The organism is Pseudomonas sp. B16(2017) (assembly GCF_002113205.1).
GTDB classification, from domain to species: domain Bacteria; phylum Pseudomonadota; class Gammaproteobacteria; order Pseudomonadales; family Pseudomonadaceae; genus Aquipseudomonas; species Aquipseudomonas pharyngis.
This window is the reverse complement of the sequence record NZ_NEKA01000006.1, coordinates 1-23,387: the sequence shown is the minus strand read 5'-3', so window position 1 is coordinate 23,387 and position 23,387 is coordinate 1. Positions and strand designations below refer to the sequence as shown.

Genomic DNA, 23,387 nt, shown 5'->3' with positions numbered 1-23,387 from the left:
CAATGAGCCGGTTTTTTTTATGCCTTCTGAAACATTGCATCAACGCAGTTAACTCTTCACCTCAACATGATCCAGCGCCTGATTCACCGCCAATTCCCCCAGCATCACCAACTGCGCAATGCCTATCGCGGTTCTGCGGTGGGTGGGGTCGAGGATGGCGGCGAAGTTGTTGAGCATCTCGCAGGCCGAGCCCAGGGACTCGCTGGCGTTGGCCAGCAGGGATTCGGTGTCGTAGGCCGGGTTGGCGAAGTACATCGGTTCGGGTTGGTTGGTCGTGCCCATGACATGGGCGCCGGGGCAGAGGTAATGATCGAGGGCGCGGTTGGCGGCGTCGTGGAGTTTTCTGCAGTCGATCGAGACGTACGGGGATGTTGGGTCGGTTTCGACTTCGGGGGGATTCGGGGTTGGCTTCTTCATAATGGCTTCTTTCTAGTCGATAGGTGGAGCTGACCTACTCGGTTCCAATCGAAGAGGTGGCAGCTGTACACGAGTTGGAACCCGGGCGAAAAAAGCCAAAAGCCCGACAGACTCGAAGTCTCTCGCGCACAGCCGCCATAACAGAGTGCACACCATGAAGGCGGGCAAGCATACGTCATGAAAGCTGCTTTTGCTTTTTTGGGAAGTCGCCGGGGTTCCAATCCCGATCGCCGATTCATCAGCGACACTCACAGGCTAGAGCCCGCACTTCCGACGGACAACCTGAAAACCTTGTGGGAAGGTTCAGTAAACAGGGCTAATACTTTAAACATCCCGTAGCGAAAAACCGCGTTTACAGATCCCCAACACTCCCCCGGTTCTCACACTCGCCACGACCCGCTAGCATTTCCCTATCGCCCACCACCCTCCCCCTGCGCGGCCATCGACGAATACGCGCCATCACGTTTCGAGGGATTCAAATCGTGGCCGTTGAGCCACCCAAATCAAATTCAAAAGAGCAGCAAATCCATGACCCAGAACATCTACGACGACCCCGAATTTTTCCACGGCTACAGCCAGATGAACCGCTCCATCGGCGGCCTCGATGCCGCGCCAGAATGGCCGGCGCTGAAAGCCTTGTTGCCCTCCCTGCACGGTTTGCAGGTGGTGGACCTGGGCTGCGGCTATGGCTGGTTCTGCCGCTGGGCCAGCGAACACGGCGCTGCCCAAGTGCTGGGTCTGGATGTCTCGGAGAAAATGCTCGAGCGGGCGAAAGAAACCACCTCAGCTGCAAACATCCGCTACGAACGCGCCGACCTGGAACACCTCGACTTGCCTTCGTGCACTTACGATCTGGCCTACAGCTCGCTGGCACTGCACTACATCAAGGATCTTTCGGGGCTGTTTAACAAACTGCATGCGGCGCTTAAACCCGGCGCGCACTTTGTGTTTTCCATCGAGCACCCGATCTTCATGGCGCCGCGCAATCCGGGCTGGCTGGTCGACAGCGAAGGCAACAAGCGATGGCCGCTGGACAGTTATCAGATGGAAGGCGAGCGAGTTACGAACTGGCTGGCCGACGGGGTGATCAAGCAGCATCGCACGGTCGGGACATTGCTCAACGCGTTGATCGACGCCGGATTCTCGATTCAACATGTCAATGAATGGGGGCCGAGCGATGCCGAGGTTGCCGCACAACCGGCGCTCTCCGAGGAGCGTGAGCGGCCGATGATGATGTTAATTTCCGTGGAGCGTTAAACCGTCACGGGGAGAATTGCGATAGTGCTCTCCCCTTTCCGTAAAGTTTCGTAGAAAAAAATGAGCCTTTCACTCTCGAACACCACGAAACGTGGTGTCAGTCAAGAATACATACCCACAACTCGATTTATTTAAGGACCACTACAGACGAATTGATCAACTGCCAAATGAGGCGCTCTCTAGATGTAGGAGAACAGATACCCATCTTTCTTTCTAAAATCATTTGCAAAACTCCACCTCCTACCATTAGGAGTATACCAACACACATCACACCCAAAACAAACATCACCCCCCAAACAGCAAACCGAACCCAAAACTCTGAAAAAATCAACTCAACATTCTCCACTACCATCTTATAATTAGAGCCAGCAACCTTTAACAACACACTTCCAACCACAAACAGAATAGAGAAAAGCGACAACCCGCCTAGTGGTTTAAGGCTAAAAAATCCAGACAAAAACCTATCCCCTAAATGCTTCATACGTCCTTTAGAAGCTTTTCTCAGCTCCTCTGCCTCAACAACGGCCTTGACCAACTCGATATATCGGTCAGGAGTTACAGAAAACGCCCGTTTCAACCACTTTTCTTTGTAATGATGCAGGTCTCGCCGACTATAAATTGCCCCATAACCAAGCAAACCCGCCTTGCGAAGGCTTATCGAGCGCCATATTGGTTCATACCACTTTTCAAGAATCACAATTGCAACAATCTCAAAAAATACCATCAAAAACAAAAAAATCAACGATATAAAATCAAACAAACCTTGCTTTATAAAAAGGCCAGAAAATGAAAAAAGCGCACAACTAATCAACATACAAGCAAACATAAAAATAGCGAATTTAAAGTGCCGATACCTCCATGCACCTTTTACCGATCGATGAAAAAAAACCTTAGAAAACTCTATTGCCAAGGAATCAAATTTCTTCAACGCAATATTGCTCACACACCCTTCTCCACCAGCACCAATAAGAATACCCATAACAAATAATCTACTAGCGTTCATCGAGTCGCGACAATAAATAGTCGCGGAAACGGCAACAGCACCGAACCATCCGCCAGCGCCGGATACGCCTTCGCGACCTCCGCCAGATAGTGCGCCAGATACTCCGCCCGCTCCGCTTCCGTCAACGGACTGAGGAACGGAATCAGACCGCTGCCCTTGAACCACTCGACAACGCCGGAAGCCCCGCCCGCCAACTGATGGTGATACGTCGTGCGCCACACATCGACCCGCGCGCAATGCGGCCGCAGCATCGAAAAATAGGCACTGGCACCCGCCATCTCGGTCCGCTGCCCCGCCGCGTCCGCCAGTTTGCTGACCCACGGCCCGTTGGCCGCCACTTCACGCATCAACCGATGGGACGGCTCGTTGAGGTTGTCCGGCATCTGAATCGCCAGACTGCCGCCCTGCGCCAACTTGCCCGCCAGCGCCGGCAGCAACGTCGCGTGATCCGGCACCCACTGCAAAACCGCGTTGGCGAAGATCACATCGAACGGCCCTTCATCGGCCCATTTATCGATGTCCGCCACCTCGAACTGCAACTGCGGCAGACGCTTGCGCGCGGCATCGATCATGTCAGGCGAACTGTCGAGCCCCTGCACTTTCGCCCCCGGAAAACGCTCCACCAACAACTCGGTCGAATTGCCGGGGCCACATCCGATATCGACCACAGAACGTGCCTCGGGCGTGGGAATCGCCGCCAGCAAGTCGCGGGCCGGGCGGGTGCGTTCATCTTCGAAAGTGACGTATTGCTTGGCGGACCAGGTCATTGCGTTCTCCTGTCTTGGACGTTCTGGCGAAACGTGGAAAAGCGGCTGCCGTCACGATACAGCGATCGTGTTTATCTGCCTTCCCCTACGTAGGTCCGATATCGCCGGGAACGCTGTCTTCGGCCGTGCCTACAGGGACTCAGAAAACTGTAAGTAGAATTTTCCGCCCCCCTCCGATGTCTGAATTTCAAGCGCCCCCCACAAGGAACACAACCATGAAATTCGCAAAAATCTCCCAGAAGCTCGCCCTCTGGGCCGGCAGCCCCAAGACGTTCATGGGGGCGTTGATTCTGATCGGGCTCTGGGGGTTGAGCGGGCCGATTTTCGATTACAACGATACCTGGCAACTGATCATCAACACCTCGACCACGATCATCACGTTCCTGATGGTGTTCCTGATCCAGAACACCCAGAACCGCGACACCGACATCCTGCATTTGAAACTTGATGAACTGCTGCGGGTGAACAAGGAGGCACAGAACGCAATGCTCGGGCTGGAGTCGCTGGATCTCAAGCAGTTGGAGGCGCTGCGTCGGCATTACCGGGCGATGGGTGAGAATGAGGTGTTTGACCTGGAAGGTCTGGGAGATAAGAGCAAGCCGAAGCAGGATCTGAATGAATGCTGACAGGCAAAAAAAACGGCGCAAAAAAAGCGCCGTTTTCATTGCTGCGGATTCAGCGACTGGCCTGAAGGGCTCGGGCCATTTCCAGATGACTCTGCAGTTTTGGCAGGGTCTCGTCGGCAAACGCCTTGATCTCCGGCACGTCGGTGGTCTGAGCCTCCTGCTGGATCTGCTGAATGGCCTCTTCCGTGGCTTTGACCTGGCTGGCGGCGTAGGCCTGATCGAAGCTGGCGCCTTCTTTAACTTCGGGCATCAGCGCTTTGGCTTTGTCGGCAACTTCTTCGCGGGGCGCCACCGGCAGGTCCAGTTTCTTGGCGATTTTCGCCAGATGCTGGTTGGCGGTGGTGCGGTCGTTGATGACGACGATGGTGTAATCCTTGACCTCTTTGGACTCGGCCTTGCTGTGCGCCAGACGACTGGCCTCGATGTCGGCCATGCCTTTGGCCGAGGCCTCATTGATGAAGTCGGCGGGCGACTGGGCAAACGCGCTGCTGGCGAAAAACCCCAGCAGGCTGACAAAACTGATGTGGCGTACTCGGGTGGCCATCCGGCTCATGGTCGCGCCCTCCTTCTTTGCAGATTCAAGCGGGAGCTTGCGCCCCCGCCTCTCAATCAAAACAACCTTCACCGACTACTTCGACTTTTGAGCAGGCTTGCGGCCCATCTCGGTTTTAGGCTCTTTGTCGACCGTCGTGGTGGTGGTTTTCCCACCTTTGCGACCGGCTTCAGACGCCTTGGTCTTATCGTTGGCGAAGTTTCCCGAGTTCGAGTTTCTTGAATTAGGCATGATTCTCTACCCCTTGGTATTTGATCGCGGCGAGCAGGTGCCCGCCTAGATTGAGAATTTCCTGACCGCCAAAGGTTTAGAAAAGTTGCCGTCGCCGCGACGAACGGTGAGCTGCCAGTCAGTGGTCCAGCGCCCGATGATTCAAACGTTTGGCGGCGTACATGGCCTGGTCGGCGTGGCGGAACAGTTGCTGTTCCTCACGTCCGTGCTCGGGATACCGCGCCACACCGATGCTCGGTTCGATGTGCAGGTTGTGCCCGTCCAGGCGGAGGGGTTGCACCAATACCTGTCGGATCTTTTCCGCCACGCTGTCGGCATCGTCGGCGGCGTGGACGCTGTGCAGCAGCACCACGAATTCGTCGCCACCGATTCGCGCCACGGTGTCGGTCTCGCGCACGCAGCCCTTGAGCCGGTTGGCCACCGCCTGTAACAGCATGTCGCCGACCGTGTGTCCGAAGGTGTCGTTGACCTGTTTGAAGCGGTCCAGATCGACGTACAGCAGCGCCATGTGCCCGGACTGTTCCCGCGCATGGTTCAGGGCAGCCTTGAGGCGTTCGCGCAGCAGCTCACGGTTGGGTAACTGGGTCAGTTGGTCATATTGCGCCATGCGTCGCAGGCGGGCGTGCAGTTGCTGGCGTTCGATGGCGGTGGCGACCTGGGCACAGACGTATTGCAACAGTTCCTTGTCGCGTTCGGTGTAGCGCTCGCCGCCGGGCAGGCTTTTGACGATCAGCGCGCCAATGGTGCGGTCTTTCGAGCTCAGCGGTACGCCAAGCCAGCACGGCGATTGCTGCCCGGCCACCAGCGCGGCGAACTCCGGCGGCGCGTGGGGGCAATCCGGGGTCAGGAGGATTGGCTGGCGGCTGCGGATCACTTCCGCGCACAGACGCCCGGTGACTGTCCCGGGTTGCTCCGGTTGCAACTCGTCATCGTCAACGTGATAGGGGAAATTCAGCTGCGCGCAATGTTCGTCGTACAGCGCCACGGAGAAATTCAGCGCCGGCAGCCACTCGCCAATAATCATGTGAATGCGCTTGAACAGCGCCAGCAGATCCTCCGCCGCATGGGCCGCTTCGGAGATGGCGTACAGCGCCGCCTGGCGCGACTCGGCCAGTTTGCGCTCGGTGATGTCCCGGGCCACGGCGATGCGCAGTTGGTCGACCTCCGACCAACGCGCCGACCACAGGATATGCACGACGCTGCCGTCCTTGCGTACATAACGGTTTTCAAAATTGTGCTTGGGTTCGCCGCCCATGATGTCGTTCGCGGCAGCCAGGGTGCGCTCACGGTCGGCCGGGTAGACGTAGTCGATCATCGACTGGCCGATCAGCTCGTCAGGCGTGTAGCCGAGAATCCGCTCGCAGGCTGCGCTGACAAAAACGAAACGGCCCTGCTTGTCCACGGCACAGACGGCGTCCAGCAACAGATCGATGTAACTCGCCAGCGGCGCGGAATTTCGGCTTTCCATGGTTCAGAAAAGGTGTCCGGACAATGCAGCACTGTTCAACCATCCGTGACCTCGAACTCGCATCCCAGCGAATGTTTTCAAGCCTTGTTCGGCATCAACCCTGGCAGCGCATGCACCAGCGCGTTGATGGCAAAACCGATGAACATAATCCCGCACAACCGGGTGATCGCCAGTTCATGGCGCTGGTACAACGTACGCACCTGTCGCGCCCCGACGATGCCAATGAGGATAGCGTAGGCGAGCAATCCGCCGAGGAAGCTCAAGGCGATCAGCATCGGCAGCATCGACCAGTTGAGCAATTCGGCGCGGCTCGACAGCAGCGCGGTGAAGGTCGCCACCGCCACCGGGTAGGCCTTGGGGTTGGTCAGGCCGAACAGGATGCCGTGCCAGAACGGCTGACGCGCCGCGCCCTGGGGTTGATCGCCGTTGCTGCGTTTGGCCCGCACCGCACGCCAGCCGAGCCAGAACAGGTACAGGCCGCTGAGTACGCCGAGCACATCGAACGCGGTGCTGCCGATTTCCCGGGCGCCGACAATCGCGATCAGCGCGGTGCTGCACCAGATCACATCGCCCAGCAGGTGCCCGCACAGAAACCCCGCCCCGGCCCGCCGCCCACGTGCGGCGCCGATGCCGAAAACCGCCAGCACACCCGGCCCCGGCGTGATGCCGTAAATGAAACCCGAAGCCAGCACGGCCATTAGCAACGATGGAGTCATGGAAAACCTGCAAGTCCCGGAAAACGTGGCCGCCAGTCTATCCCAGCAGTTTGTGAATATTCACGGCTCGTTGAAAAAACCCATGCCCGCGTAGGGCTTTTGCCGACACGCGGCCAGTCGCGAGGCCAGATCGCCGACGTGGGCTTCGAGCTTGTGACCGTCCGGGTCGAGGAAGTAGAACGACGCGCCTTCGCTGCGGTTGTCGCGCCATTCCTGCACGTTGGCGGCGCGCAGCTGTTGCACGAACCGCGGGAAATCCGCCGCGCCAATGCTGAAGGCGTAGTGGGTGTAGTCGGCGGCGGGCTCGGGATGGCGCTTCGGATCGAGGGACAGGCACAACCACAGGCCCGGGAGCGACAGGTAGGCACCGGCATCCCACGTGGCCTCGACTCGCAGCTGCAACACGTCTCGGTAGAACGCGAGGCTGCGGTCCAGGTCGGTGACGGCGAGGGTCAGGTGGTTGAGGCCGGTGAGCATCGGTCAGTAACCTCTGAGGTCTTCGGGAATGGTGTATTGCTTGCCGTCGTAGGTCAGGGTGATTTGGGTTTTCTTCAGTGGGGAATCCCGGGAAACGCACTCCTTGCCGGCCTTGACGGTTTTCATCGCCGTGCCGCTTGAGGTGACGATCAGGTCGGAATAACCATTGTGGCTGGTCGGGCCGATTTCCACGGTTCGGCGAATTTGCTGACCTTCACCCACACAGTTTTCCAGCCACTCACCGTTGTTTTTGTAGACCACCAGGCCATCAAGTACCGGGCGCAGTTTATTACCCTCGCGCACATAAAGTGTCAGGTCGGTTTTTTCGTAGGGAATGGCGCTTGAATTGTGCGAGAACTTTGACCGCAGCCCGAACGCGCGAACATCCGGGGCCAGCCGATAGCGAGCGGTATCGACCAGCAGATCGGTGAAACGAATGGCATCGGAATTGTAGGCACCGGGTTTCGCATACGTCGCCAGCGTCTTCCAGTTGCTGGTGTCGATGATCGCCAGATCCAGATCAAACACACCGGCATCGTCACTACCAGCATCCGGCACGTAGGTGGATTTGAGGGCAATCGCCTGATCCTTGAACGCCGGCCATGCCTTGCAGCGGGCCAATGACTGGTCGTCGTAATCCTTGGTGACGCAGGAAACCTGGGCCTGGGCTGGAGCGGTGATGGCCAGCAAGCCGAGGGCGATGAAAAGTCGGGTTGGGATGAGCATTGTTCTTCCTTGAAATAAGTCGCGTTGGCTCTGTATCACTCGATGGCTTTGAAACCTTTAGGCAGGACGTAGGATTTTCCGTCGTAGTGAAGGGTTGTCAGTTCAGGGCTGCTGACGCTGATTTTGTCTTCACAAGTATCGCCTTCGACGACATTGGTCGTCCCTGTCGTCTTGGTTTTGATGATCAGATCGGCATAACCATGGGAGCTGGTCTTGGCAATTTCTACCGTTCTGGTCGTCTCATATCGCTCGCCGGCGCAATCACCGTCCCATTCACCGCCGTACTCATAAACCACTAATTGACTGAGCACGGGACGTAACTTATCGCCCTCTCTCACATAAAGAGAGAGGTGCGTTTCTTCAAGCGGGTTGAGGCGAGAGGCATTGGTGAATTGCACGCGAACGCCAAACGCCCGTACTTCTGGGGTTAGTTTGTAGCGCGCGGTATCGAGCGAGAGATCTCGCAATGCCACCCCACCCGAGAAGAAAGCGGAGGGTTGGTGATAAGTGGCAACCGGTTTCGTTTGGTCGCTTTTCAAGACCGATAAATTGAAATCATAGGTGCCGCTCGTGTCGGTGCTATCCGGCACGGAGCTGCGCTCAAATTTCGCATTCGCGCTGATGATCAACCCCGGATACGCCGGCCACTCCTTGCACACGGAGAAATCCAGATCACCCGCCACCGGCGCAGGCACACAATCAGCCAACACCTGCCCCGCCATCAGCGCCCCACAAAGCGCCAGCCCCACAACAATCCCAGACTTCACTGTCACGCCCCGCTCCTTGATGTTTTTCAGCCGCGCACTATCCCCTGCTCAATCCGCCGATTCAACCAGTTCAACGCCTGATCCCCGCCCCGCCGTTTGTGCCATGCCGAGACAAACGTGAACGGTGCAATTTCAAACGGTGGCGGTACGACGATCAGCGATTGGTCATCCACCTCATTCAACGCCCGCGAAGCGACGGTCAGGATCAGGTCCGTGCCGCTGATGAAACGTGGCGCGGCGCTCCAGTGCGGCAGGCTGATGGCGACGCGGCGGCGTTCGCGCAGGGCGGTCAGGGTGCGTTCGATTTCCGGGGTGCCGCTGCCGCGCATTTCCAGCAAGACATGGGGACGGGAGAGATAGGTTGGCAGGTCGAGCTGGCCGTCGGCCGGCAGGCTGTGGCGATCCAGCAAACACACGTAGCGCTCCTCGAACAGCGGCGTGCTACGCAGTTCGCCGGGCAATTCGGGGAGCACGCCGGCGGCGAGGTCGATGTCGCCGTTGAGCAGGCCTTCGACCATGCCTTCGCGGCTGGCATGGCTGATTTGCAGATCGATGCCCGGCGCTTCCGCGCGCAGAGTACGAATCAGCCCGGGCAGGATGATCGCCGCGCCGTAGTCCGACATCGCGAGGCGAAAGGTCCGACGGGCGCTGGCAGGATCGAAGGTGTTCGGCGCCAGCAGCGATTGCACCTGGGCCAGAATTTCGGCCAGCGGCGCCGCCAGCTCCAGCGCCCGCGCGGTGGGCACCAGCCCCGAACCGGCACGCACCAACAATGGATCACCGAGAAAGTCGCGCAGACGCGCCAACGCGTGGCTGACCGCCGGTTGACTCAGGTGCAGGCGCTCGGCAGCGCGGGTCACGTGTTGTTCACCGAGCAAGGCGTCGAGGATCACCAGCAGATTGAGGTCGATGCGGCGCAGATCATTCATTCGATGCATGTTCCGAATACCAAAACAGAATTTAAATCTGCGCGACGAATACCCTAGAGTCCAGCAAAACCTTGCCGGAGAACGATCATGGGAACGATGCAGTGGGTCGGTTTGCTGCTATTGGCGGTATTTGCCGGGGCGGTGGTGCCGTTTCAAAGTGCGATCAATATCAATCTGGCGCGGGGGTTGGGGCATCCGCTGTGGGCGACGTTCACCTCGCTGGTGGTGAGCGTGCTGGTGTTGTTGCCGGTGATTATCGTCCTGCGCTTGCCACTGCCGTCGTTGGCCCCGCTCGGCAAGCTGCCGCTGTGGATGTGGACCGGCGGGGCGTTCGGGGTGTGCTTCGTCGCATTGGCGGTGGTGTTGCTGCCGAAGCTGGGGGCTTCGGGATTTCTGGCGCTGGCCCTGGCCGGGCAAATGATCACGTCAATCGTGCTGGATCACTTCGGCCTGTTCGGGCTGGTGGAGAAGCACCTGACATTGCCGCGCCTGTTCGGCGCAGTCTTGTTGATGGCGGGAGTGGCGTTGATCCAGTTCTCCCCGACACTGGAAAAGAGCGCCACAGCCGTTGGATAAGGGTTCAAGCGTAGGCTCTCCAGCACCGGACTTGTCGGGCATTTCATCGCCTCACAGCCGGGCAAGGCTTCGCCCTACAAGCAAATCTCCAACAGCCGTCAATGCTATCGGACGCAGCCTATTCTGACCCTGCATAGCTCTCTGTAAAGTCTGGCAACACACACAATTTGCAACACCCCATGGATTGCCCTGCTCAAGGAGAGCTGCCTATGAATCACCTGTCGGAATCCGCCAACACTTTCTCCAATTACCGCAAGGTCATCGCTTTGGCAGACCACGATTGGGAGGCTGCGGAAGCTGGAAAAATCGCCGCCCTCAACGTCGAGGTCACAGGCTGTAATCACTTGCTCGATCAGCACGGGCGCCAGTTCCATCATTTCTGCACCACCTCCTATCTGGGCCTCGATCACCACCCCGCGCTGCTTGAGGGGGCCATCACGGCGCTGCGTGAAACCGGTACGTTGCGCGTTGCCAACTCGAAAAACCGCTGCAAGCTGGCGCTGCTCGAGCAATACGAAAGCGAGTTGTCGCAATTGTTTGGCGCGGTGTGTCTGACCACTCTGTCCTGCAGCGCCGCGAGCGCCGGTATCCTGCCACTGCTGGCCAGTGGCGTGTTCACCCAGAACCGCCCGCCGGTGATGGTGTTTGATCGCCTGGCCCATTACTCGATGAATCACCTGAAGGCCAGTTGCGCCGACGAGACCCAGGTATTGACCTGCCCCCACAACGACATGGATTTTCTCGAATCGGTGTGCCAGCGCCACTCCACCGTCGCCTACATCGCCGACGGCGCCTACAGCATGGGGGGCGTCGCCAATCTGGACGGTCTGTTGTATCTGAAGGAGCGTTACGGCCTGTTCCTTTATCTGGATGATTCTCATGCGTTGTCAGCGGTCGGCAGCAACGGCGCAGGTCTTGTTCGACCAAGAATGCCGGCGCTGGAGGAGGACTGCCTGATCGTCGCTTCGCTGGCCAAATCGTTCGGGGCAAGCGGCGGTCTGGTCATGCTCGGCAATCCGCGACAGAAGAAACTGATCCAGCGTTACGGCGGCCCGAGCAACTGGTCGCAAAGTCTCAATTGCGCGGCCATCGGTGCGGGCCTGGCGTCGATCCAGGTGCATCGCAGCGCAGAACTGAGGGCACTGCAGGTTCGGCTCCAGGCCAACATCCACCTGTTCGACAGCCTCTTGAGCACCGAGCAGCACGGCAGCTCCATGGCCATCCGTTTGATCAACTGCGGCGAGGCCGCCCTGGCCACGCAAATCGCCGTTGAACTGGCCGAACACGGTTTTTTCACCAGCGCCGTGTTTTTCCCGGTGGTAGCCCAGGGCAAAGCCGCGATCCGCGTGACCCTGCGCGCCGACATGGAATCGACCCTGATCCACCGCTTTTGTGATTTGATCACCGGTCTGTTAATGACGCGCGGTCACCCTCGCCACCGCTGAACCTTTACGGACGACTCATGAACCCCAGCCTCATCCTGCTCATCACTTGCTCCACCGTGTTCCTCGCCCAGTTGGGCATGAGCATTTATCTGCCGGCGCTGCCACAGATCGCCGGGCATTTGCGGGTCGATGCATCGCAAGTGGCCTGGGGTTTGTCGCTGTACCTGATCGGCATGGCGCTGCCGATGCTGCTGTGGGGCAGTCTGGCCCAGCGCATCGGCCGCAAACCGGTGCTGCTGGCGGCATTGGGAATTTATGGCGTGGCGAATCTGGCACTGCCGCTGGGTGCGACGCTGGAGTCGTTCCTGCTGCTGCGACTGCTTCAGGGGATCGGCGCCAGCGGCATTTCGGTGATGGCGCGGGTGCTGATTCGTGACAGCTTTCGGGGGGATCTGCTGGCGAAGGCGTTGTCGTGGATTTCGATTTCATTCGTTGTCGCGCTCGGGATCGGGCAATACGCCGGTTCGCTCATTCAGGTGACGCTGGGCTGGCAGGCGATCTTTTATCTGCTGGGCGCGGTCAGTCTGTTGATGGCCGCGATAGTCTCGCGCCTGAGTTTCCCGAAACTCGTCGAAGCGCCCACAACCGCTTCACCCTGGGCGGTCTATCGAACGATCCTGATCCATCGGGCGTTTCTGCTGTCGGCGCTTGCGGGCGGTCTGGGTTATGGCGTGATCATCGCATTTAACAGCGCTGCGCCGTTGATTCTGCAAGGCCCGTTCAACTGGTCGGCGACTGAATATGGGTTGCTGGGCTGGCCGATCAGCGCCGCATATTTTCTGGGGGCGCTGGCGGTCAATCGCTTTGTACTGCGTATCGGTCAGCACCGGTTGATGACACTGGGGGTCGCGTTGGTGATGGCCGGCACTGGCGTGATGCTGGCTGGCAGTCTGTTGGCCAGCTCGATGGCCTGGCTGCTTTGGCTGCCTTATTGCGTTGCCGTGTTCGGCCAGTCGCTGAACTATCCGATCAGCCTGTCACGGGCCAACGATGGCGCGCCGATTGCCGGCGCCTACGCGATGGCCCTGAGCGGGTTCATCCACCAATTGATGGCGGCGCTGATCGGCGCCGTGGCCAGTCTGTTCGCCAGTCCGCAAGCGTGGCCGCTGTCGTTGCTGTGCTGCATTCTGGCGATGGGCGCGCTGCTCTGTACGAGAGGCACGCCCGTTCGCCTGCCCGCTTAAAACGCGCTGCGAAAAATCTCCTCGATCTGCCGTTGATCCGCCGCCCGTGGATTGGTGAAGCCGCAGGCGTCTTTCAGGGCGTTGGCGGCGAGCACCGGGATGTCGGTGCATTTGGCGCCCAGATCACGCAGGCCACCGGGAATCTCCACGTCCCTGGCCAGGCAACGAATCGCATCGATCGCGGCTTTGGCGCCCTCCTCCGGGCTGAAACCACGAATGTCGGCGCCCATGGCGTGGGCCACGTCGGTCAGACGATCGGCGCAGACCTGCGCGTTGAATGTCTGCACATGCGGCAGCAATACCGCGTTGCACACCCCGTGAGGCAGATCATAGAAACCGCCCAACTGGTGCGCCATCGCATGCACGTAGCCGAGGGACGCATTGTTGAACGCCATGCCCGCGAGGAACTGCGCGTAGGCCATGTTTTCCCGCGCGGCCAGGTCGCTGCCATCGCGAACGGCCAGGCGCAGGTTGTTGCTGATCAGGGTCATTGCCTTCAGCGCGCAGGCGTCGGTGATCGGGTTGGCAGCGGTGGAGACGTAGGCTTCGATCGCGTGGGTCAGCGCGTCCATGCCGGTGGCGGCGGTCAGGCTTTTCGGCATGGCGACCATCAGTGCCGGGTCGTTGACCGACAGCAGCGGCGTGACGTTGCGGTCGACGATGGCCATTTTCACGTGGCGGGTTTCGTCGGTGATGATGCAGAACCGGGTCATCTCGCTGGCGGTGCCGGCGGTGGTGTTGATGGCGATCAGCGGCAGTTGTGGCTTGGTCGATTGATCGACGCCTTCGTAGTCGCGGATCTGCCCGCCGTTGGTGGCACACAACGCAATGCCCTTGGCGCAGTCGTGGGGCGAACCGCCGCCCAACGACACCACGAAGTCGCAGCGACTGTCCTTGAGCAGCGCCAGCCCCGCCTCGACGTTGGCGATGCTCGGGTTGGGTTTGGCGCCGTCGAAGATCACCGAATCGATGTCCTGCATCGCCAGTTTCTCGGCAATCATCGTCGCCACCCCGGCCTTGGCCAGCCCGGCGTCGGTGACGATCAGCGCCTTGCGAAAACCGTAGTTGCGGATCGCGTTCATGGCGTCGTCAAGGCAGCCGCTGCCCATGATGTTTACGGCGGGAATGAAAAAGGTGCTGCTCATGGCGCGTCTCCTGACTGGAGCCGAATCGACTCGTGCAATTCGGCGGATGCACACAGGATCGACCGATCGGTCACCGCGGATGTTGATCTGGCTCAATGCCCGCTCGTGATAAAGTCGCCGTCCATCTGCCCCTTTGTTTTGAGACGTGCCCTGCAATGAGCGATTTTCTGGATGTCGACGCCACCCTCGAAGACTGGAACGCGTTGCGCGCCACCACCGATTTCAGCGGCCTGCTGCTGGGCAACGGAGCCAGTCGCGCGGTGTGGGACGATTTCGGCTACGACTCGCTGTTCGAAAACGCCCGCACGGTGGAAGAAAAGCCCCTGAGCCCGTCGGAACTGAGCGTGTTCGACGCCCTGCAAACGCGCAGTTTCGAGCAGGTGCTCGGCGCGCTGAAAACCACCAGTCGGGTCAACAAGGCGCTGGCCGTCAGCTCGGCCGCGCCGCGCAACCGCTACTACGCGATCAAGGAAGCGCTGATCAACACGGTGCACGCGGTGCACATCCCGTGGCGGCTCATCGAAGCCTCGACCCTGACGACCCTGAACAGCGAACTGGCGCGTTATCGCACGGTGTTCACCACCAATTACGATTTGCTCAATTACTGGGCTCTGCAACATCAGGGCGAGGCGATCGACGACCTGTTCAACGGCCCGGATGCGAGTTTCGATCTGTGCGACAGCAACACTGAAAAACCGCGTCTGCTGTACCTGCACGGTGGCCTGCATCTGGTGCGCAACCAGGACGGCACCGCGCGCAAACTGACCGCCACCGAGGGCACGCTGCTCGGCAGTTTCGCGATCAACAACACGATCAAGACGCTCGACGACGTGCCGCTGTTCGTCAATGAAGGACCCAGCGCCGACAAGCTCAAAACCATCCGCAGTTCCGATTACCTGTCGTTCTGCTACGACCAGTTACTCGGCCACGGCGACAATCTGTGCATCTTCGGCCACGCCCTCGGCGAGCAGGACAGCCACCTCGTGCGCGCTCTGCGCCTGGCGAAACCGAAGACCGTGGCGATCTCGATCTACCCGCGCAGCGCGGCGTTCATCCAGCATCAGAAGCGTCACTACGCCAAGGTGTTCGAGGGCACGGCCGTCGAGTTGCGGTTTTTTGATTCCAAGAGCCATGCGCTGGGCAACCCGAAGCTGTCGGTACCGGTTGAGGTCTGATCACTCCTCGCCGCTGTGCACCACCACCAGCAACTGCGCCTGCACCTCGCCCACTGAGCGGATGCGGTGGGGTTTCTGCGCATTGAAGTGCAGCGCATCGCCCCGCTCCAGCAGCACCCGTTCGTTCACGAAGTCCACTTCGACCTGGCCTTCGTGGACGAACAGAAATTCCTCGCCCAAGTGTTCCTTGAAAGTCTTGTCGGTGAATTCGCTCGGCGGATAAATGATGAACGGCAGCAGGCTGCGCTCGCTGACCTGATGGGCCAGCACCGCGTAGCCGGGGCTGTGGTCGTTGGCCGCCAGCGACTGGCGCTCATGGCTGCGCACCAGGCTGTAGCTGTCGAGGCTGACGTTGTCTTCGGAGAACAGCTCCTCGACTTTCACGTTCAGCGCCTTCGCCAGTTTCAGCGCAGCGGCAATCGACGGCGTGTTCAACCCGCGCTCGACCTTCGACAGGTAACTCTTGGTCATGCCGGATTTCTCGGCCAGCGCCTCAAGGGTTACGCCAAGTTTTTTTCTCAATAATTTCAAACGGATAGACATGCGAAGCGATTAATCCAGCAAAGGAAAGACGATTTGTCCTTGCCAATGACACAAAGTGTCATATAGCCTTTTAAGTGTCATCCATGGCAACCACCACAGGACACGGATATGGCGAAGACATTAGCACTACCCAAAGACGAACTGGTCAAGCAAGCGCTGACCCAGATGCAAAAAACCCTGGCGGATAATACGTGGACAGACCGGCAAAAGCTGGCCCTGACCTGCCGGATCCTGTTCGAGAACGGCCACGATTCGGGCCTCGCCGGGCAGATCACCGCCCGTGGCTCGCAGCCAGGCACTTACTACACTCAGCAACTGGGACTGGGTTTCGATGAAATCACCGCGAGCAATCTGCTGCTGGTCAACGAAGACCTCGAAGTACTCGAAGGCCACGGCATGGCCAACCCGGCCAACCGTTTCCACAGCTGGGTGTACCGCGCCCGGCCGGACGTGAACTGCATCATCCACACCCACCCGACACACATTGCCGCGCTGTCGATGCTAGAAGTGCCGCTGCAGATTTCCCACATGGACCTGTGCCCGCTGTACGACGATTGCGCGTTCCTTGAAGGCTGGCCGGGTGTGCCGGTGGGTAACGAAGAAGGCGAACTGATTGCCGGGGCGTTGGGCGACAAACGGGCGATCCTGCTTTCCCACCACGGGCAACTGTCGACCGGCACGACCATCGAGGAAGCCTGTGTCATCGCGCAACTGATCGAACGCGCCGCCAAACTGCAACTGCTGGCAATGGCCGCCGGGACGATCAAACCGATCATTCCCGAGCTCGGTCGCGAGGCGCATGACTGGGTGTCGAAACCCAAACGCCACGCCGCGGCCTTCAACTACTACGCCCGGCAGAACCTGCGTCAGTACGCCGATTGCCTGAACTGAACACCTCATCCTCGCGGAGCACTCTCATGTCCAACATTCACGGCATCATCGGCTACACCATCACCCCGTTCGGCGCCAATGGCGAAGGCGTCGACCTGCCGGCCCTCGGCCGCTCCATCGACCGTCTGATCGCCGGCGGCGTCCACGCCATCGCGCCATTGGGCAGCACCGGCGAAGGTGCCTACCTGAGCGATGCGGAGTGGGACCAGATCGCCGAATTCAGCATCAAGCACGTCGCCAAACGCGTGCCGACCGTGGTCAGCGTGTCCGACCTGACCACCGCCAAAGCGGTACGCCGCGCCCGTTTCGCCGAAGCTCACGGCGCCGACGTGGTGATGGTGCTGCCGACGTCCTACTGGAAACTCACCGAGGCGGAAATCCTCGCCCACTACCGCGCCATCGGCGACAGCATCGGCGTGCCGATCATGCTCTACAACAACCCGGCCACCAGCGGCACCGACATGTCCGTGGAGCTGATCCTACGCATCGTCAACGGCGTGGAAAACGTGACCATGGTCAAGGAGAGCACCGGCGACATCCAGCGCATGCACAAGCTGCAACTGCTGGGCGAAGGCCGGGTGCCGTTCTACAACGGCTGCAACCCGCTGGCGCTGGAAGCGTTCGCCGCCGGCGCCAAGGGCTGGTGCACGGCGGCACCGAACCTGATCCCGCAGCTCAACCTGGATTTGTACGAAGCCACGCTGGCGGGGGATCTCGGTAAGGCGCGAGAGCTGTTCTACCGCCAGTTGCCGCTGCTGGACTTCATCCTCAAGGGCGGCTTGCCGGCGACGATCAAGGCCGGTCTGCGCCTGACCGGTCTGGAAGTCGGCGATCCGCGTTTGCCGGTGTTCCCGCTGGCTGAGGCCGGGCGTACGCAATTGCAGGCCTTGCTGAACACCTTGCGCTGAACGAAAAAAATCCCGCCCGGTTTACGCCGGGCGGGATTTTTTGTGGCCGTCGATCAGAGGCTGGCGGCGCGTTTCATGGCTTCGCGGTGGAACGGCTGATCCTTGAGAATCTGCGCGATGAACGTGTCGCTGATCAAGCGCATGTGTTCGAACTGACCGCCCGAGGCATTGAATGCGCCGCGCCAGGATTCGGTGTGATTCTTCACGGTGTACACGCCCAGTATCTGCTTGCCATGGCTGAGGCTGAACACCACCGTGCTGTCGAAACTCACCGGCACCGGCACCAGAAACAGAGTGAAGGCGCTCAGAAGCATCTGCGGCTGAATCCCGCCGACATCGCTGTTGGCAATCACCAAAACGTTGTAGCCGTCTTCGCTGCGGCCGGCCTTCACTTCTTCAAAGGTGCCACGCCGACGCAATTCGTCACGCAGCATCCAGCTCGGCATGCCGATCACACTGACGTTGATGGCCGGCAATTGCTGGCTGCTGTAATCGACGTCCGGCGCCTTCAGCGAATGAGTGGCCTGGCACCCACCGAGCAGCAGAAGCAAGCCCAGAAGCAGACGTTTGATGAACATTAGAATTTCCCCGAGAGCATGGCTTTGTAGACGGAGGCGCTGGTGCCGTTCTCTTCACGAATAAACGGTGTGGCGGTGTACAGGTTCGGCATGTCCAGTCGTTGCAGGCCGGGTACTTGCGGATATCTGGCGCGGACCAGCGCGGCGTCGCGTTCGAGATGATCGCTGTGCAGAAACAGGCAGGTGCTGTCGCTGGGGGACACGCAGCCGGCACGGAAGTCACCGATGTAGTAAGCCTTGCCCGCTTCAAGCTGCATGCCGATGGTGAAGTCTTCACGGCTCCAGGACACCGATCTGCCGCGATCGAATCGCACGTTGTAGATCTCGTAGCGACCGGGTTTAAGCGGCATCACGAACAGCGTGCCGATGCCATGACCTGTCTCGCGCACGTCTCGTGCGGTACGGGCATAGAACTCGTTGTGCAGGCGCGCGCTGGCGAATTCGTCACTGCCACTCTTGCGTATCAGCAGCATCTGTTCCTGGGCCGCATAGGATGCTTTTGGCCAGATGCCGACCACACCCACCAGATAAGCCGTGCCGGAATCGGCACTCGGTGCGAGTTCATCATCGATTTGGGTCGGGGACAGGCTATAGCAGCCGCTCAAGCCGAGCAGCAGGGTCAGGACAGCGAAAAGGCGGATCATCAGTGGGAAAACTCTGGCGGCAGTTGTTCAAAAATTCCGCGAAAGAGTCATCTCGCGCCCCTTCCTTGGATTGGCGGCGGAGGATAAGCGAAATGATGGCACATAGCCAGAATTCAGTCGCCAAAGATTTGGCGACTGAACGTCATGGGTGGTTCAAAGCACCGGCAGGGTTTTGTCCTTGATCACCTTGGACGGCCCGTTGGCCTTGACGCTGGCGATGCCCTTGTCACACGCCGCGTCCGATGAATAGGATTCGCTGCTGCCGATGATCTGGTGATTGGCCGCCTTGAGGTTGAAGTAGGGGTGACCGTCCTTCGTCGATTTTTTCTCGTAGCATTCGTCCAGCGGGCTGTTGGCCTGCACCGAGGCGATGCCGTTTTCGGCAGCCGCGCGGCTGGTGTACAGCTCGCTGGTCAGAATGGTTTCGGCGTTCGCCGCTTTCAGTACGAACCGGTACTGGCCGTTGCTGCTTTTGCTCAACTCATACCATCCAGACATGGTGTTTCTCCTTTTCGATGTGTCACAGGGTGATTCTGGTTCCAAGCAACCCGAGGAAACCGGCCAGCCATTTCGGGTGCGCCGGCCAGGCGGGCGCAGTGGCCAGGTTGCCCTGGACATGGCCGTCCGTGACCGGGATGTCGATGTAGGTGCCGCCGGCCAGGCGCACTTCCGGGGCGCAGGCCGGATACGCGCTGCACTCGCGACCTTCGAGAATCCCCGCCGCCGCCAGCAGTTGCGCGCCGTGACAGACGGCGGCAATCGGCTTGCCGGCCTTGTCGAAAGCACGCACCAGTTCGAGGACTTTTTCGTTCAGCCGCAGGTATTCCGGCGCACGCCCGCCGGGCACCAGCAAGGCGTCGTAATCCTTGGCATCGACCTTGGCGAAATCGAAGTTCAGGGCGAACTGGTGACCGGGCTTCTCGCTGTAGGTCTGGTCGCCTTCAAAGTCATGAATTGCGGTGCGCACGGTCTTGCCGGCGGCCTTGTCCGGGCACACGGCATGCACGGTGTGACCGACCATTTGCAGGGCCTGGAACGGCACCATCACTTCGTAGTCTTCGACGTAATCGCCGACCAGCATCAGAATCTTTTTCGCGGCCATGGGCAGGGCTCCTCTGGTGAATGCGCAGGAATATTCACAGTAGCCCAAGGACCGCGATGGCGTTCGCAAACTGTATGGATAACTCTGCGCTCAGCTGTAACAGCCCGACTGCCGTGGTTTGTGGCTAGATGAAGACACCTTCCTGTCATCTTCGAATCTGGTTGCCCTCATGTCTTCGCGCGAAAACACCGGCATGGCCCTCGGCCTGCTCGGCGTGGTGATTTTCAGCCTCACCCTGCCCTTCACCCGCATCGTGGTGCAGGAACTGCACCCGCTGCTCAATGGCCTCGGCCGCGCGTTGTTCGCGGCGATTCCGGCAGCAGCGCTGTTGTTGTGGCGACGGGAAAAGTGGCCGACCTGGAAGCAAGTCAAAGGCCTGAGCCTGGTGATCGCCGGGGTGATTCTAGGTTTCCCGGTGCTGTCGGCGTGGGCCATGCAGACCCTGCCGGCCTCCCATGGCGCGCTGGTCAACGGTTTGCAGCCGTTGTGCGTGGCGCTTTATGCGGCGTGGTTGTCCCATGAACGTCCCTCAAAAGCCTTCTGGGCCTGCGCCGCACTGGGCAGTGCGCTGGTGCTGGGATACGCGCTGTACACCGGTGCCGGCAGCATTCAGGCCGGGGATTTGTTGATGTTGGGTGCGATTGCGGTGGGCGGTCTGGGTTACGCCGAGGGCGGGCGTCTGGCCCGGGAGATGGGCGGCTGGCAGGTGATCTGCTGGGCGCTGGTGCTGTCGACGCCGCTGCTGATCGGCCCGGTGCTGTATCTGGCGTTGCAGCATCAGGGCGCGGTATCGGCAAAAACCTGGTGGGCCTTCGGTTATGTCGCGCTGTTTTCGCAGTTTCTGGGGTTCTTCGCCTGGTACGCCGGGCTGGCCATGGGTGGCATTGCCCGGGTCAGTCAGATCCAGTTGCTGCAGATCTTCTTCACCATCGCGTTTTCCGCGCTGTTCTTTGGGGAACACGTGGAGCCGATCACCTGGCTGTTCGCCTGCGGGGTGATCGCGACAGTGATGCTCGGGCGCAAGACCGCGGTGCGCCCGGCTCAACCGGGCACATTGCCGGCCGGGGTTCAGCTCAAGCCTTGAGCTTCAGCAAACCGTCAGCGAGCAGCAGGGTTTCGAGGCAGTGCTCGCTGATCTGGTAGAACGCCTTCAACTCCTGAATTTTCACCAGCAACTGAGTCGGGTCCACCGGCTCGGCGCGCTTCACGGCGAGGATCATCTTGTTCTTGTTGGTGTGGTCCAGCGAGATGAACTCGAACACCTTGGTCTCGTAACCGCAGGCTTCCAGGAACAGCGCGCGCAGGCTGTCGGTGACCATTTCCGCCTGCTGGCCCAGGTGCAGACCGTATTGCAGCATCGGCTTGAGCAGCGCCGGGCTCTGGATCTGCAAGCGGATCTGTTTGTGGCAGCACGGCGAGCACATGATGATCGAGGCGCCGGAGCGGATGCCGGTGTGGATCGCGTAGTCGGTGGCGATGTCGCAGGCATGCAGGGCGATCATCACGTCCAGCTCGCTCGGCGCCACGCTGCGCACATCACCGCATTTGAACACCAGCCCCGGGTGTTCGAGTTTCTGCGCGGCGGTGTTGCACAGGTTGACCATTTCTTCACGCAACTCGACGCCGGTGACTTCGCCTTCGGCCTTCAGGGTGTTGCGCAAATAGTCATGAATGGCGAACGTCAGATACCCCTTGCCCGAACCGAAATCCGCCACCCGCACCGGTTTGTCCAGGGCCAGCGGCGACGAGGTCAGCGCGTGGCTGAAGACTTCGATGAACTTGTTGATCTGCTTCCACTTGCGCGACATCGCCGGGATCAGCTCGTGCTGGGCGTTGGTCACGCCCAGATCGTTGAGGAACGGCCGGTTCAGATCGAGGAAGCGGTTTTTCTCGCGGTTGTGCTCAGCGGACGGCACTTCACGCAATTGCTGAGGTTTGCTCATGAACAGCGAGCTCTTGCCCTTTTTGCTGTATTCGAGCTGGGCTTCGTCCGTCAGCGCCAGCAAATGCGCATTTTTGAACGCCGCCGGCAGCAGCCCGGCAATCGTCGCCACCGCTTCGTCCAGCGGCAGGTTCTTGGTGATGTCGCGAGTCTTGTAGCGATAAACGAACGACAGGCACGGCTGCGCCTTGACCGTCACCGGTTTGATGATGATCCGCTGCAGATCCGCTTCTTCGCCGACGTACTTGGCCAGCACCAGTTTGATGAAACCATTCAGTTCGAGGCTGGTTTGCAGCAGCTCGATGAACCGGGCGTGGTGATCGGGCGCCGGTTTGGCGGATGCGGAAGGAGCGGTAACGGACATGGGAAAAAGCGGCCTCGGACGGGCAAATCGGGAATGGCCGCTAGTTTAGGGGGGATGGGGGTTGGGGACACGCTCTTATTTACCGAACGGCTTCTAAAAGCGGCCCTCACCCCAACCCTCTCCCGGAGGGAGAGGGAGCCGACCGAGTTGTTTTCTTGAGTTACGCCGACCTGAAATACCGGGTCGAACTCAAGATTTGAAACCCAAGAAAATCGGCTCCCTTCCCCCTCTCCCCTCTGGGGAGAGGGCTGGGGTGAGGGGTGGTTTTCAAGCCGAACGCAAAAATCAAAGCTACCCCAAAACGACCAACCGATTCGGCAACTCATTCCTGACCTGCGTCACCGGCACATGCACCTTGAGCAACTCGCCGCACGCCTCGATACAGGTAACAAAGCCCTGCAACGTCTGCCCCTGCCGCACCTGCTCGGTAAACGCCGCGACAATCGAGTCCCAGCTCTTGTTATCCAGCTTTTTGGAAATCCCTTCGTCCACCAGAATCTCCACATACCGCTCCGCCTCGCAGACGAAAATCAGCATGCCGGTGCTGCCCACCGTGTGATGCAGGTTCTGTTCGAGAAACTGCCGCCGCGCCAGGTTCGAGGCGCGCCAGTGCCGGACGTGGCGCGGGATCAGATGAGTGGTGACCCTGGGCAGGCGAAACACCAGGCACAGCACGACAAAACTGACCCACTGCACCAGCAACAGACTGTGCATGGTCAGCCAGCCGGTCAGGTAATGCACGATCCCCGGCACCACCAGCGCCAGCAGGCTGGCCCACAGCAGCGGGATGTACGCGTAGTCGTCGGCGCGGGCCGCGAGCACCGTCACCAGTTCGGCGTCGGTGTCGCGCTCGACCCGGGCGATGGCCTCGGCGACCTTGCGTTGTTCGTGTTCAGTCAGTAATGCCATGTCGTGAAGTGCCTGCTCATTATTGTTATCACCAGCCGCCGGAG

The 23,387-nt window shown here is 59.9% G+C and carries 28 protein-coding genes; 9 read left to right on the top strand and 19 right to left on the bottom strand.

The genetic code is table 11. The features are described 5' to 3' along the window. Positions 1-48: 48 nt before the first annotated feature. Complete coding sequence (locus tag CAG25_RS11665) at positions 49-417, bottom strand: DUF6124 family protein (RefSeq protein WP_085611634.1); 369 nt, start codon at positions 415-417, stop codon at positions 49-51. A 528-nt stretch (positions 418-945) separates the two neighbouring features. Between CAG25_RS11665 and CAG25_RS11660 the strand changes: the two genes are divergently transcribed. Further along, positions 946-1,674: a bifunctional 2-polyprenyl-6-hydroxyphenol methylase/3-demethylubiquinol 3-O-methyltransferase UbiG gene (locus tag CAG25_RS11660; protein ID WP_085611635.1), complete on the top strand. Its 729-nt coding sequence runs from the start codon at positions 946-948 to the stop codon at positions 1,672-1,674. 127 nt (positions 1,675-1,801) lie between these two features. Here the strand turns inward: CAG25_RS11660 and CAG25_RS11655 are convergent, their stop codons facing one another. Both CAG25_RS11655 and tam read right to left on the bottom strand, forming a co-directional pair. Beyond that, positions 1,802-2,653: a hypothetical protein gene (locus CAG25_RS11655; protein WP_143492909.1), complete on the bottom strand. Its 852-nt coding sequence runs from the start codon at positions 2,651-2,653 to the stop codon at positions 1,802-1,804. A 20-nt stretch (positions 2,654-2,673) separates the two neighbouring features. Then, complete coding sequence (gene tam, locus CAG25_RS11650; protein WP_085611637.1) at positions 2,674-3,444, bottom strand: trans-aconitate 2-methyltransferase; 771 nt, start codon at positions 3,442-3,444, stop codon at positions 2,674-2,676. 215 nt (positions 3,445-3,659) lie between these two features. Here tam and CAG25_RS11645 point away from each other — a divergent pair, with 215 nt between their 5' ends. After that, the gene (locus CAG25_RS11645) at positions 3,660-4,070 is read left to right on the top strand and encodes a low affinity iron permease family protein (protein ID WP_039772727.1); all 411 of its coding nucleotides are present in this window, start codon (positions 3,660-3,662) and stop codon (positions 4,068-4,070) included. Between the two features lie 49 nt (positions 4,071-4,119). On the opposite strand, the gene CAG25_RS11640 is transcribed toward CAG25_RS11645, so the two are convergent. From CAG25_RS11640 to CAG25_RS11605, 8 genes are all read right to left on the bottom strand, one after another. Further along, a complete protein-coding gene (locus CAG25_RS11640; RefSeq protein ID WP_085611638.1) occupies positions 4,120-4,623 on the bottom strand; it encodes a DUF4142 domain-containing protein in 504 nt (167 codons plus the stop codon). Positions 4,624-4,698: 75 nt separating this feature from the next. Then, positions 4,699-4,854 carry a KGG domain-containing protein gene (locus tag CAG25_RS11635; protein ID WP_074691067.1) on the bottom strand — a complete coding sequence of 52 codons (156 nt, stop codon included), beginning with the start codon at positions 4,852-4,854 and terminating at the stop codon, positions 4,699-4,701. Positions 4,855-4,972: 118 nt separating this feature from the next. Further along, complete coding sequence (locus CAG25_RS11630) at positions 4,973-6,322, bottom strand: bifunctional diguanylate cyclase/phosphodiesterase (protein WP_085611639.1); 1,350 nt, start codon at positions 6,320-6,322, stop codon at positions 4,973-4,975. A 77-nt stretch (positions 6,323-6,399) separates the two neighbouring features. Then, positions 6,400-7,038, bottom strand: a complete 639-nt coding sequence (locus CAG25_RS11625; RefSeq protein ID WP_039772730.1) for a LysE family translocator — start codon at positions 7,036-7,038, stop codon at positions 6,400-6,402. Between the two features lie 60 nt (positions 7,039-7,098). After that, positions 7,099-7,515 (bottom strand): fosfomycin resistance glutathione transferase, encoded by a 417-nt coding sequence (fos, locus tag CAG25_RS11620; RefSeq protein WP_085611640.1) that lies wholly within the window; start codon positions 7,513-7,515, stop codon positions 7,099-7,101. 3 nt (positions 7,516-7,518) lie between these two features. Beyond that, positions 7,519-8,241, bottom strand: coding sequence for a hypothetical protein (locus CAG25_RS11615; protein WP_085611641.1), 723 nt, complete (start codon positions 8,239-8,241; stop codon positions 7,519-7,521). Positions 8,242-8,276: 35 nt separating this feature from the next. Beyond that, positions 8,277-9,014 (bottom strand): hypothetical protein, encoded by a 738-nt coding sequence (locus CAG25_RS11610; RefSeq protein WP_085611642.1) that lies wholly within the window; start codon positions 9,012-9,014, stop codon positions 8,277-8,279. A gap of 20 nt (positions 9,015-9,034) precedes the next feature. After that, positions 9,035-9,946: a LysR family transcriptional regulator gene (locus tag CAG25_RS11605; RefSeq protein WP_178076461.1), complete on the bottom strand. Its 912-nt coding sequence runs from the start codon at positions 9,944-9,946 to the stop codon at positions 9,035-9,037. Between the two features lie 78 nt (positions 9,947-10,024). Between CAG25_RS11605 and CAG25_RS11600 the strand changes: the two genes are divergently transcribed. From CAG25_RS11600 to CAG25_RS11590, 3 genes are all read left to right on the top strand, one after another. After that, positions 10,025-10,513 (top strand): DMT family transporter, encoded by a 489-nt coding sequence (locus tag CAG25_RS11600; RefSeq protein WP_064594046.1) that lies wholly within the window; start codon positions 10,025-10,027, stop codon positions 10,511-10,513. Between the two features lie 209 nt (positions 10,514-10,722). After that, positions 10,723-11,958 carry an aminotransferase class I/II-fold pyridoxal phosphate-dependent enzyme gene (locus CAG25_RS11595; RefSeq protein ID WP_085611644.1) on the top strand — a complete coding sequence of 412 codons (1,236 nt, stop codon included), beginning with the start codon at positions 10,723-10,725 and terminating at the stop codon, positions 11,956-11,958. Positions 11,959-11,975: 17 nt separating this feature from the next. Next, entirely contained in the window at positions 11,976-13,142 is a 1,167-nt protein-coding gene (locus CAG25_RS11590) for an MFS transporter (protein ID WP_085611645.1), read from the top strand. On the opposite strand, the gene yiaY is transcribed toward CAG25_RS11590, so the two are convergent. After that, on the bottom strand, positions 13,139-14,287 hold the full coding sequence (yiaY, locus tag CAG25_RS11585) for an L-threonine dehydrogenase (RefSeq protein WP_064594040.1): 1,149 nt from the start codon (positions 14,285-14,287) through the stop codon (positions 13,139-13,141). The genes CAG25_RS11590 and yiaY overlap by 4 nt on opposite strands. A 155-nt stretch (positions 14,288-14,442) precedes the next feature. On the opposite strand from yiaY, the gene CAG25_RS11580 reads away from it, so the two are divergent. Further along, positions 14,443-15,462 (top strand): DUF4917 family protein, encoded by a 1,020-nt coding sequence (locus tag CAG25_RS11580; RefSeq protein ID WP_085611646.1) that lies wholly within the window; start codon positions 14,443-14,445, stop codon positions 15,460-15,462. Here the strand turns inward: CAG25_RS11580 and CAG25_RS11575 are convergent, their stop codons facing one another. Continuing rightward, positions 15,463-16,005: a helix-turn-helix domain-containing protein gene (locus CAG25_RS11575; protein ID WP_085611647.1), complete on the bottom strand. Its 543-nt coding sequence runs from the start codon at positions 16,003-16,005 to the stop codon at positions 15,463-15,465. A 108-nt stretch (positions 16,006-16,113) separates the two neighbouring features. Between CAG25_RS11575 and CAG25_RS11570 the strand changes: the two genes are divergently transcribed. Both CAG25_RS11570 and CAG25_RS11565 read left to right on the top strand, forming a co-directional pair. Continuing rightward, entirely contained in the window at positions 16,114-16,896 is a 783-nt protein-coding gene (locus CAG25_RS11570; protein WP_085611648.1) for an aldolase, read from the top strand. 26 nt (positions 16,897-16,922) lie between these two features. Further along, a complete protein-coding gene (locus CAG25_RS11565) occupies positions 16,923-17,804 on the top strand; it encodes a dihydrodipicolinate synthase family protein (RefSeq protein ID WP_085611649.1) in 882 nt (293 codons plus the stop codon). A gap of 53 nt (positions 17,805-17,857) precedes the next feature. Here the strand turns inward: CAG25_RS11565 and CAG25_RS11560 are convergent, their stop codons facing one another. The 4 genes from CAG25_RS11560 to CAG25_RS11545 all read right to left on the bottom strand — a co-directional run bounded on the left by CAG25_RS11560 (position 17,858) and on the right by CAG25_RS11545 (position 20,128). Beyond that, positions 17,858-18,382: a hypothetical protein gene (locus CAG25_RS11560; protein ID WP_085611650.1), complete on the bottom strand. Its 525-nt coding sequence runs from the start codon at positions 18,380-18,382 to the stop codon at positions 17,858-17,860. Continuing rightward, positions 18,382-19,026, bottom strand: a complete 645-nt coding sequence (locus tag CAG25_RS11555; RefSeq protein WP_085611651.1) for a hypothetical protein — start codon at positions 19,024-19,026, stop codon at positions 18,382-18,384. Before CAG25_RS11555 ends, CAG25_RS11560 begins: the two co-directional genes overlap by 1 nt. Positions 19,027-19,179: 153 nt before the next feature. After that, positions 19,180-19,524 (bottom strand): YegP family protein, encoded by a 345-nt coding sequence (locus CAG25_RS11550; protein WP_085611652.1) that lies wholly within the window; start codon positions 19,522-19,524, stop codon positions 19,180-19,182. A gap of 22 nt (positions 19,525-19,546) precedes the next feature. Continuing rightward, the gene (locus CAG25_RS11545) at positions 19,547-20,128 is read right to left on the bottom strand and encodes a DJ-1/PfpI family protein (RefSeq protein ID WP_064594029.1); all 582 of its coding nucleotides are present in this window, start codon (positions 20,126-20,128) and stop codon (positions 19,547-19,549) included. 169 nt (positions 20,129-20,297) lie between these two features. Here CAG25_RS11545 and CAG25_RS11540 point away from each other — a divergent pair, with 169 nt between their 5' ends. Then, on the top strand, positions 20,298-21,212 hold the full coding sequence (locus CAG25_RS11540; RefSeq protein WP_064383007.1) for a DMT family transporter: 915 nt from the start codon (positions 20,298-20,300) through the stop codon (positions 21,210-21,212). On the opposite strand, the gene CAG25_RS11535 is transcribed toward CAG25_RS11540, so the two are convergent. Beyond that, positions 21,202-22,434 carry an SAM-dependent methyltransferase gene (locus CAG25_RS11535; protein WP_085611653.1) on the bottom strand — a complete coding sequence of 411 codons (1,233 nt, stop codon included), beginning with the start codon at positions 22,432-22,434 and terminating at the stop codon, positions 21,202-21,204. The two genes, CAG25_RS11540 and CAG25_RS11535, sit on opposite strands and share 11 nt — an antisense overlap. A 291-nt stretch (positions 22,435-22,725) precedes the next feature. Beyond that, positions 22,726-23,343, bottom strand: coding sequence for a TPM domain-containing protein (locus CAG25_RS11530; RefSeq protein ID WP_039772747.1), 618 nt, complete (start codon positions 23,341-23,343; stop codon positions 22,726-22,728). Positions 23,344-23,387: the final 44 nt, after the last annotated feature.

Excerpts from the sequence above, each read along its gene's own strand:
- CAG25_RS11665 (WP_085611634.1), bottom strand. The coding sequence starts at position 417 with ATGAAGAAGCCAACCCCGAATCCCCCCGAAGTCGAAACCGACCCAACA.
- CAG25_RS11660 (WP_085611635.1), top strand. The coding sequence starts at position 946 with ATGACCCAGAACATCTACGACGACCCCGAATTTTTCCACGGCTACAGC.
- CAG25_RS11655 (WP_143492909.1), bottom strand. The coding sequence starts at position 2,653 with ATGGGTATTCTTATTGGTGCTGGTGGAGAAGGGTGTGTGAGCAATATT.
- tam (WP_085611637.1), bottom strand. The coding sequence starts at position 3,444 with ATGACCTGGTCCGCCAAGCAATACGTCACTTTCGAAGATGAACGCACC.
- CAG25_RS11645 (WP_039772727.1), top strand. The coding sequence starts at position 3,660 with ATGAAATTCGCAAAAATCTCCCAGAAGCTCGCCCTCTGGGCCGGCAGC.
- CAG25_RS11640 (WP_085611638.1), bottom strand. The coding sequence starts at position 4,623 with ATGAGCCGGATGGCCACCCGAGTACGCCACATCAGTTTTGTCAGCCTG.
- CAG25_RS11635 (WP_074691067.1), bottom strand. The coding sequence starts at position 4,854 with ATGCCTAATTCAAGAAACTCGAACTCGGGAAACTTCGCCAACGATAAG.
- CAG25_RS11630 (WP_085611639.1), bottom strand. The coding sequence starts at position 6,322 with ATGGAAAGCCGAAATTCCGCGCCGCTGGCGAGTTACATCGATCTGTTG.
- CAG25_RS11625 (WP_039772730.1), bottom strand. The coding sequence starts at position 7,038 with ATGACTCCATCGTTGCTAATGGCCGTGCTGGCTTCGGGTTTCATTTAC.
- fos (WP_085611640.1), bottom strand. The coding sequence starts at position 7,515 with ATGCTCACCGGCCTCAACCACCTGACCCTCGCCGTCACCGACCTGGAC.
- CAG25_RS11615 (WP_085611641.1), bottom strand. The coding sequence starts at position 8,241 with ATGCTCATCCCAACCCGACTTTTCATCGCCCTCGGCTTGCTGGCCATC.
- CAG25_RS11605 (WP_178076461.1), bottom strand. The coding sequence starts at position 9,946 with ATGCATCGAATGAATGATCTGCGCCGCATCGACCTCAATCTGCTGGTG.
- CAG25_RS11600 (WP_064594046.1), top strand. The coding sequence starts at position 10,025 with ATGGGAACGATGCAGTGGGTCGGTTTGCTGCTATTGGCGGTATTTGCC.
- CAG25_RS11595 (WP_085611644.1), top strand. The coding sequence starts at position 10,723 with ATGAATCACCTGTCGGAATCCGCCAACACTTTCTCCAATTACCGCAAG.
- CAG25_RS11590 (WP_085611645.1), top strand. The coding sequence starts at position 11,976 with ATGAACCCCAGCCTCATCCTGCTCATCACTTGCTCCACCGTGTTCCTC.
- yiaY (WP_064594040.1), bottom strand. The coding sequence starts at position 14,287 with ATGAGCAGCACCTTTTTCATTCCCGCCGTAAACATCATGGGCAGCGGC.
- CAG25_RS11580 (WP_085611646.1), top strand. The coding sequence starts at position 14,443 with ATGAGCGATTTTCTGGATGTCGACGCCACCCTCGAAGACTGGAACGCG.
- CAG25_RS11575 (WP_085611647.1), bottom strand. The coding sequence starts at position 16,005 with ATGTCTATCCGTTTGAAATTATTGAGAAAAAAACTTGGCGTAACCCTT.
- CAG25_RS11570 (WP_085611648.1), top strand. The coding sequence starts at position 16,114 with ATGGCGAAGACATTAGCACTACCCAAAGACGAACTGGTCAAGCAAGCG.
- CAG25_RS11565 (WP_085611649.1), top strand. The coding sequence starts at position 16,923 with ATGTCCAACATTCACGGCATCATCGGCTACACCATCACCCCGTTCGGC.
- CAG25_RS11560 (WP_085611650.1), bottom strand. The coding sequence starts at position 18,382 with ATGTTCATCAAACGTCTGCTTCTGGGCTTGCTTCTGCTGCTCGGTGGG.
- CAG25_RS11555 (WP_085611651.1), bottom strand. The coding sequence starts at position 19,026 with ATGATCCGCCTTTTCGCTGTCCTGACCCTGCTGCTCGGCTTGAGCGGC.
- CAG25_RS11550 (WP_085611652.1), bottom strand. The coding sequence starts at position 19,524 with ATGTCTGGATGGTATGAGTTGAGCAAAAGCAGCAACGGCCAGTACCGG.
- CAG25_RS11545 (WP_064594029.1), bottom strand. The coding sequence starts at position 20,128 with ATGGCCGCGAAAAAGATTCTGATGCTGGTCGGCGATTACGTCGAAGAC.
- CAG25_RS11540 (WP_064383007.1), top strand. The coding sequence starts at position 20,298 with ATGTCTTCGCGCGAAAACACCGGCATGGCCCTCGGCCTGCTCGGCGTG.
- CAG25_RS11535 (WP_085611653.1), bottom strand. The coding sequence starts at position 22,434 with ATGTCCGTTACCGCTCCTTCCGCATCCGCCAAACCGGCGCCCGATCAC.
- CAG25_RS11530 (WP_039772747.1), bottom strand. The coding sequence starts at position 23,343 with ATGGCATTACTGACTGAACACGAACAACGCAAGGTCGCCGAGGCCATC.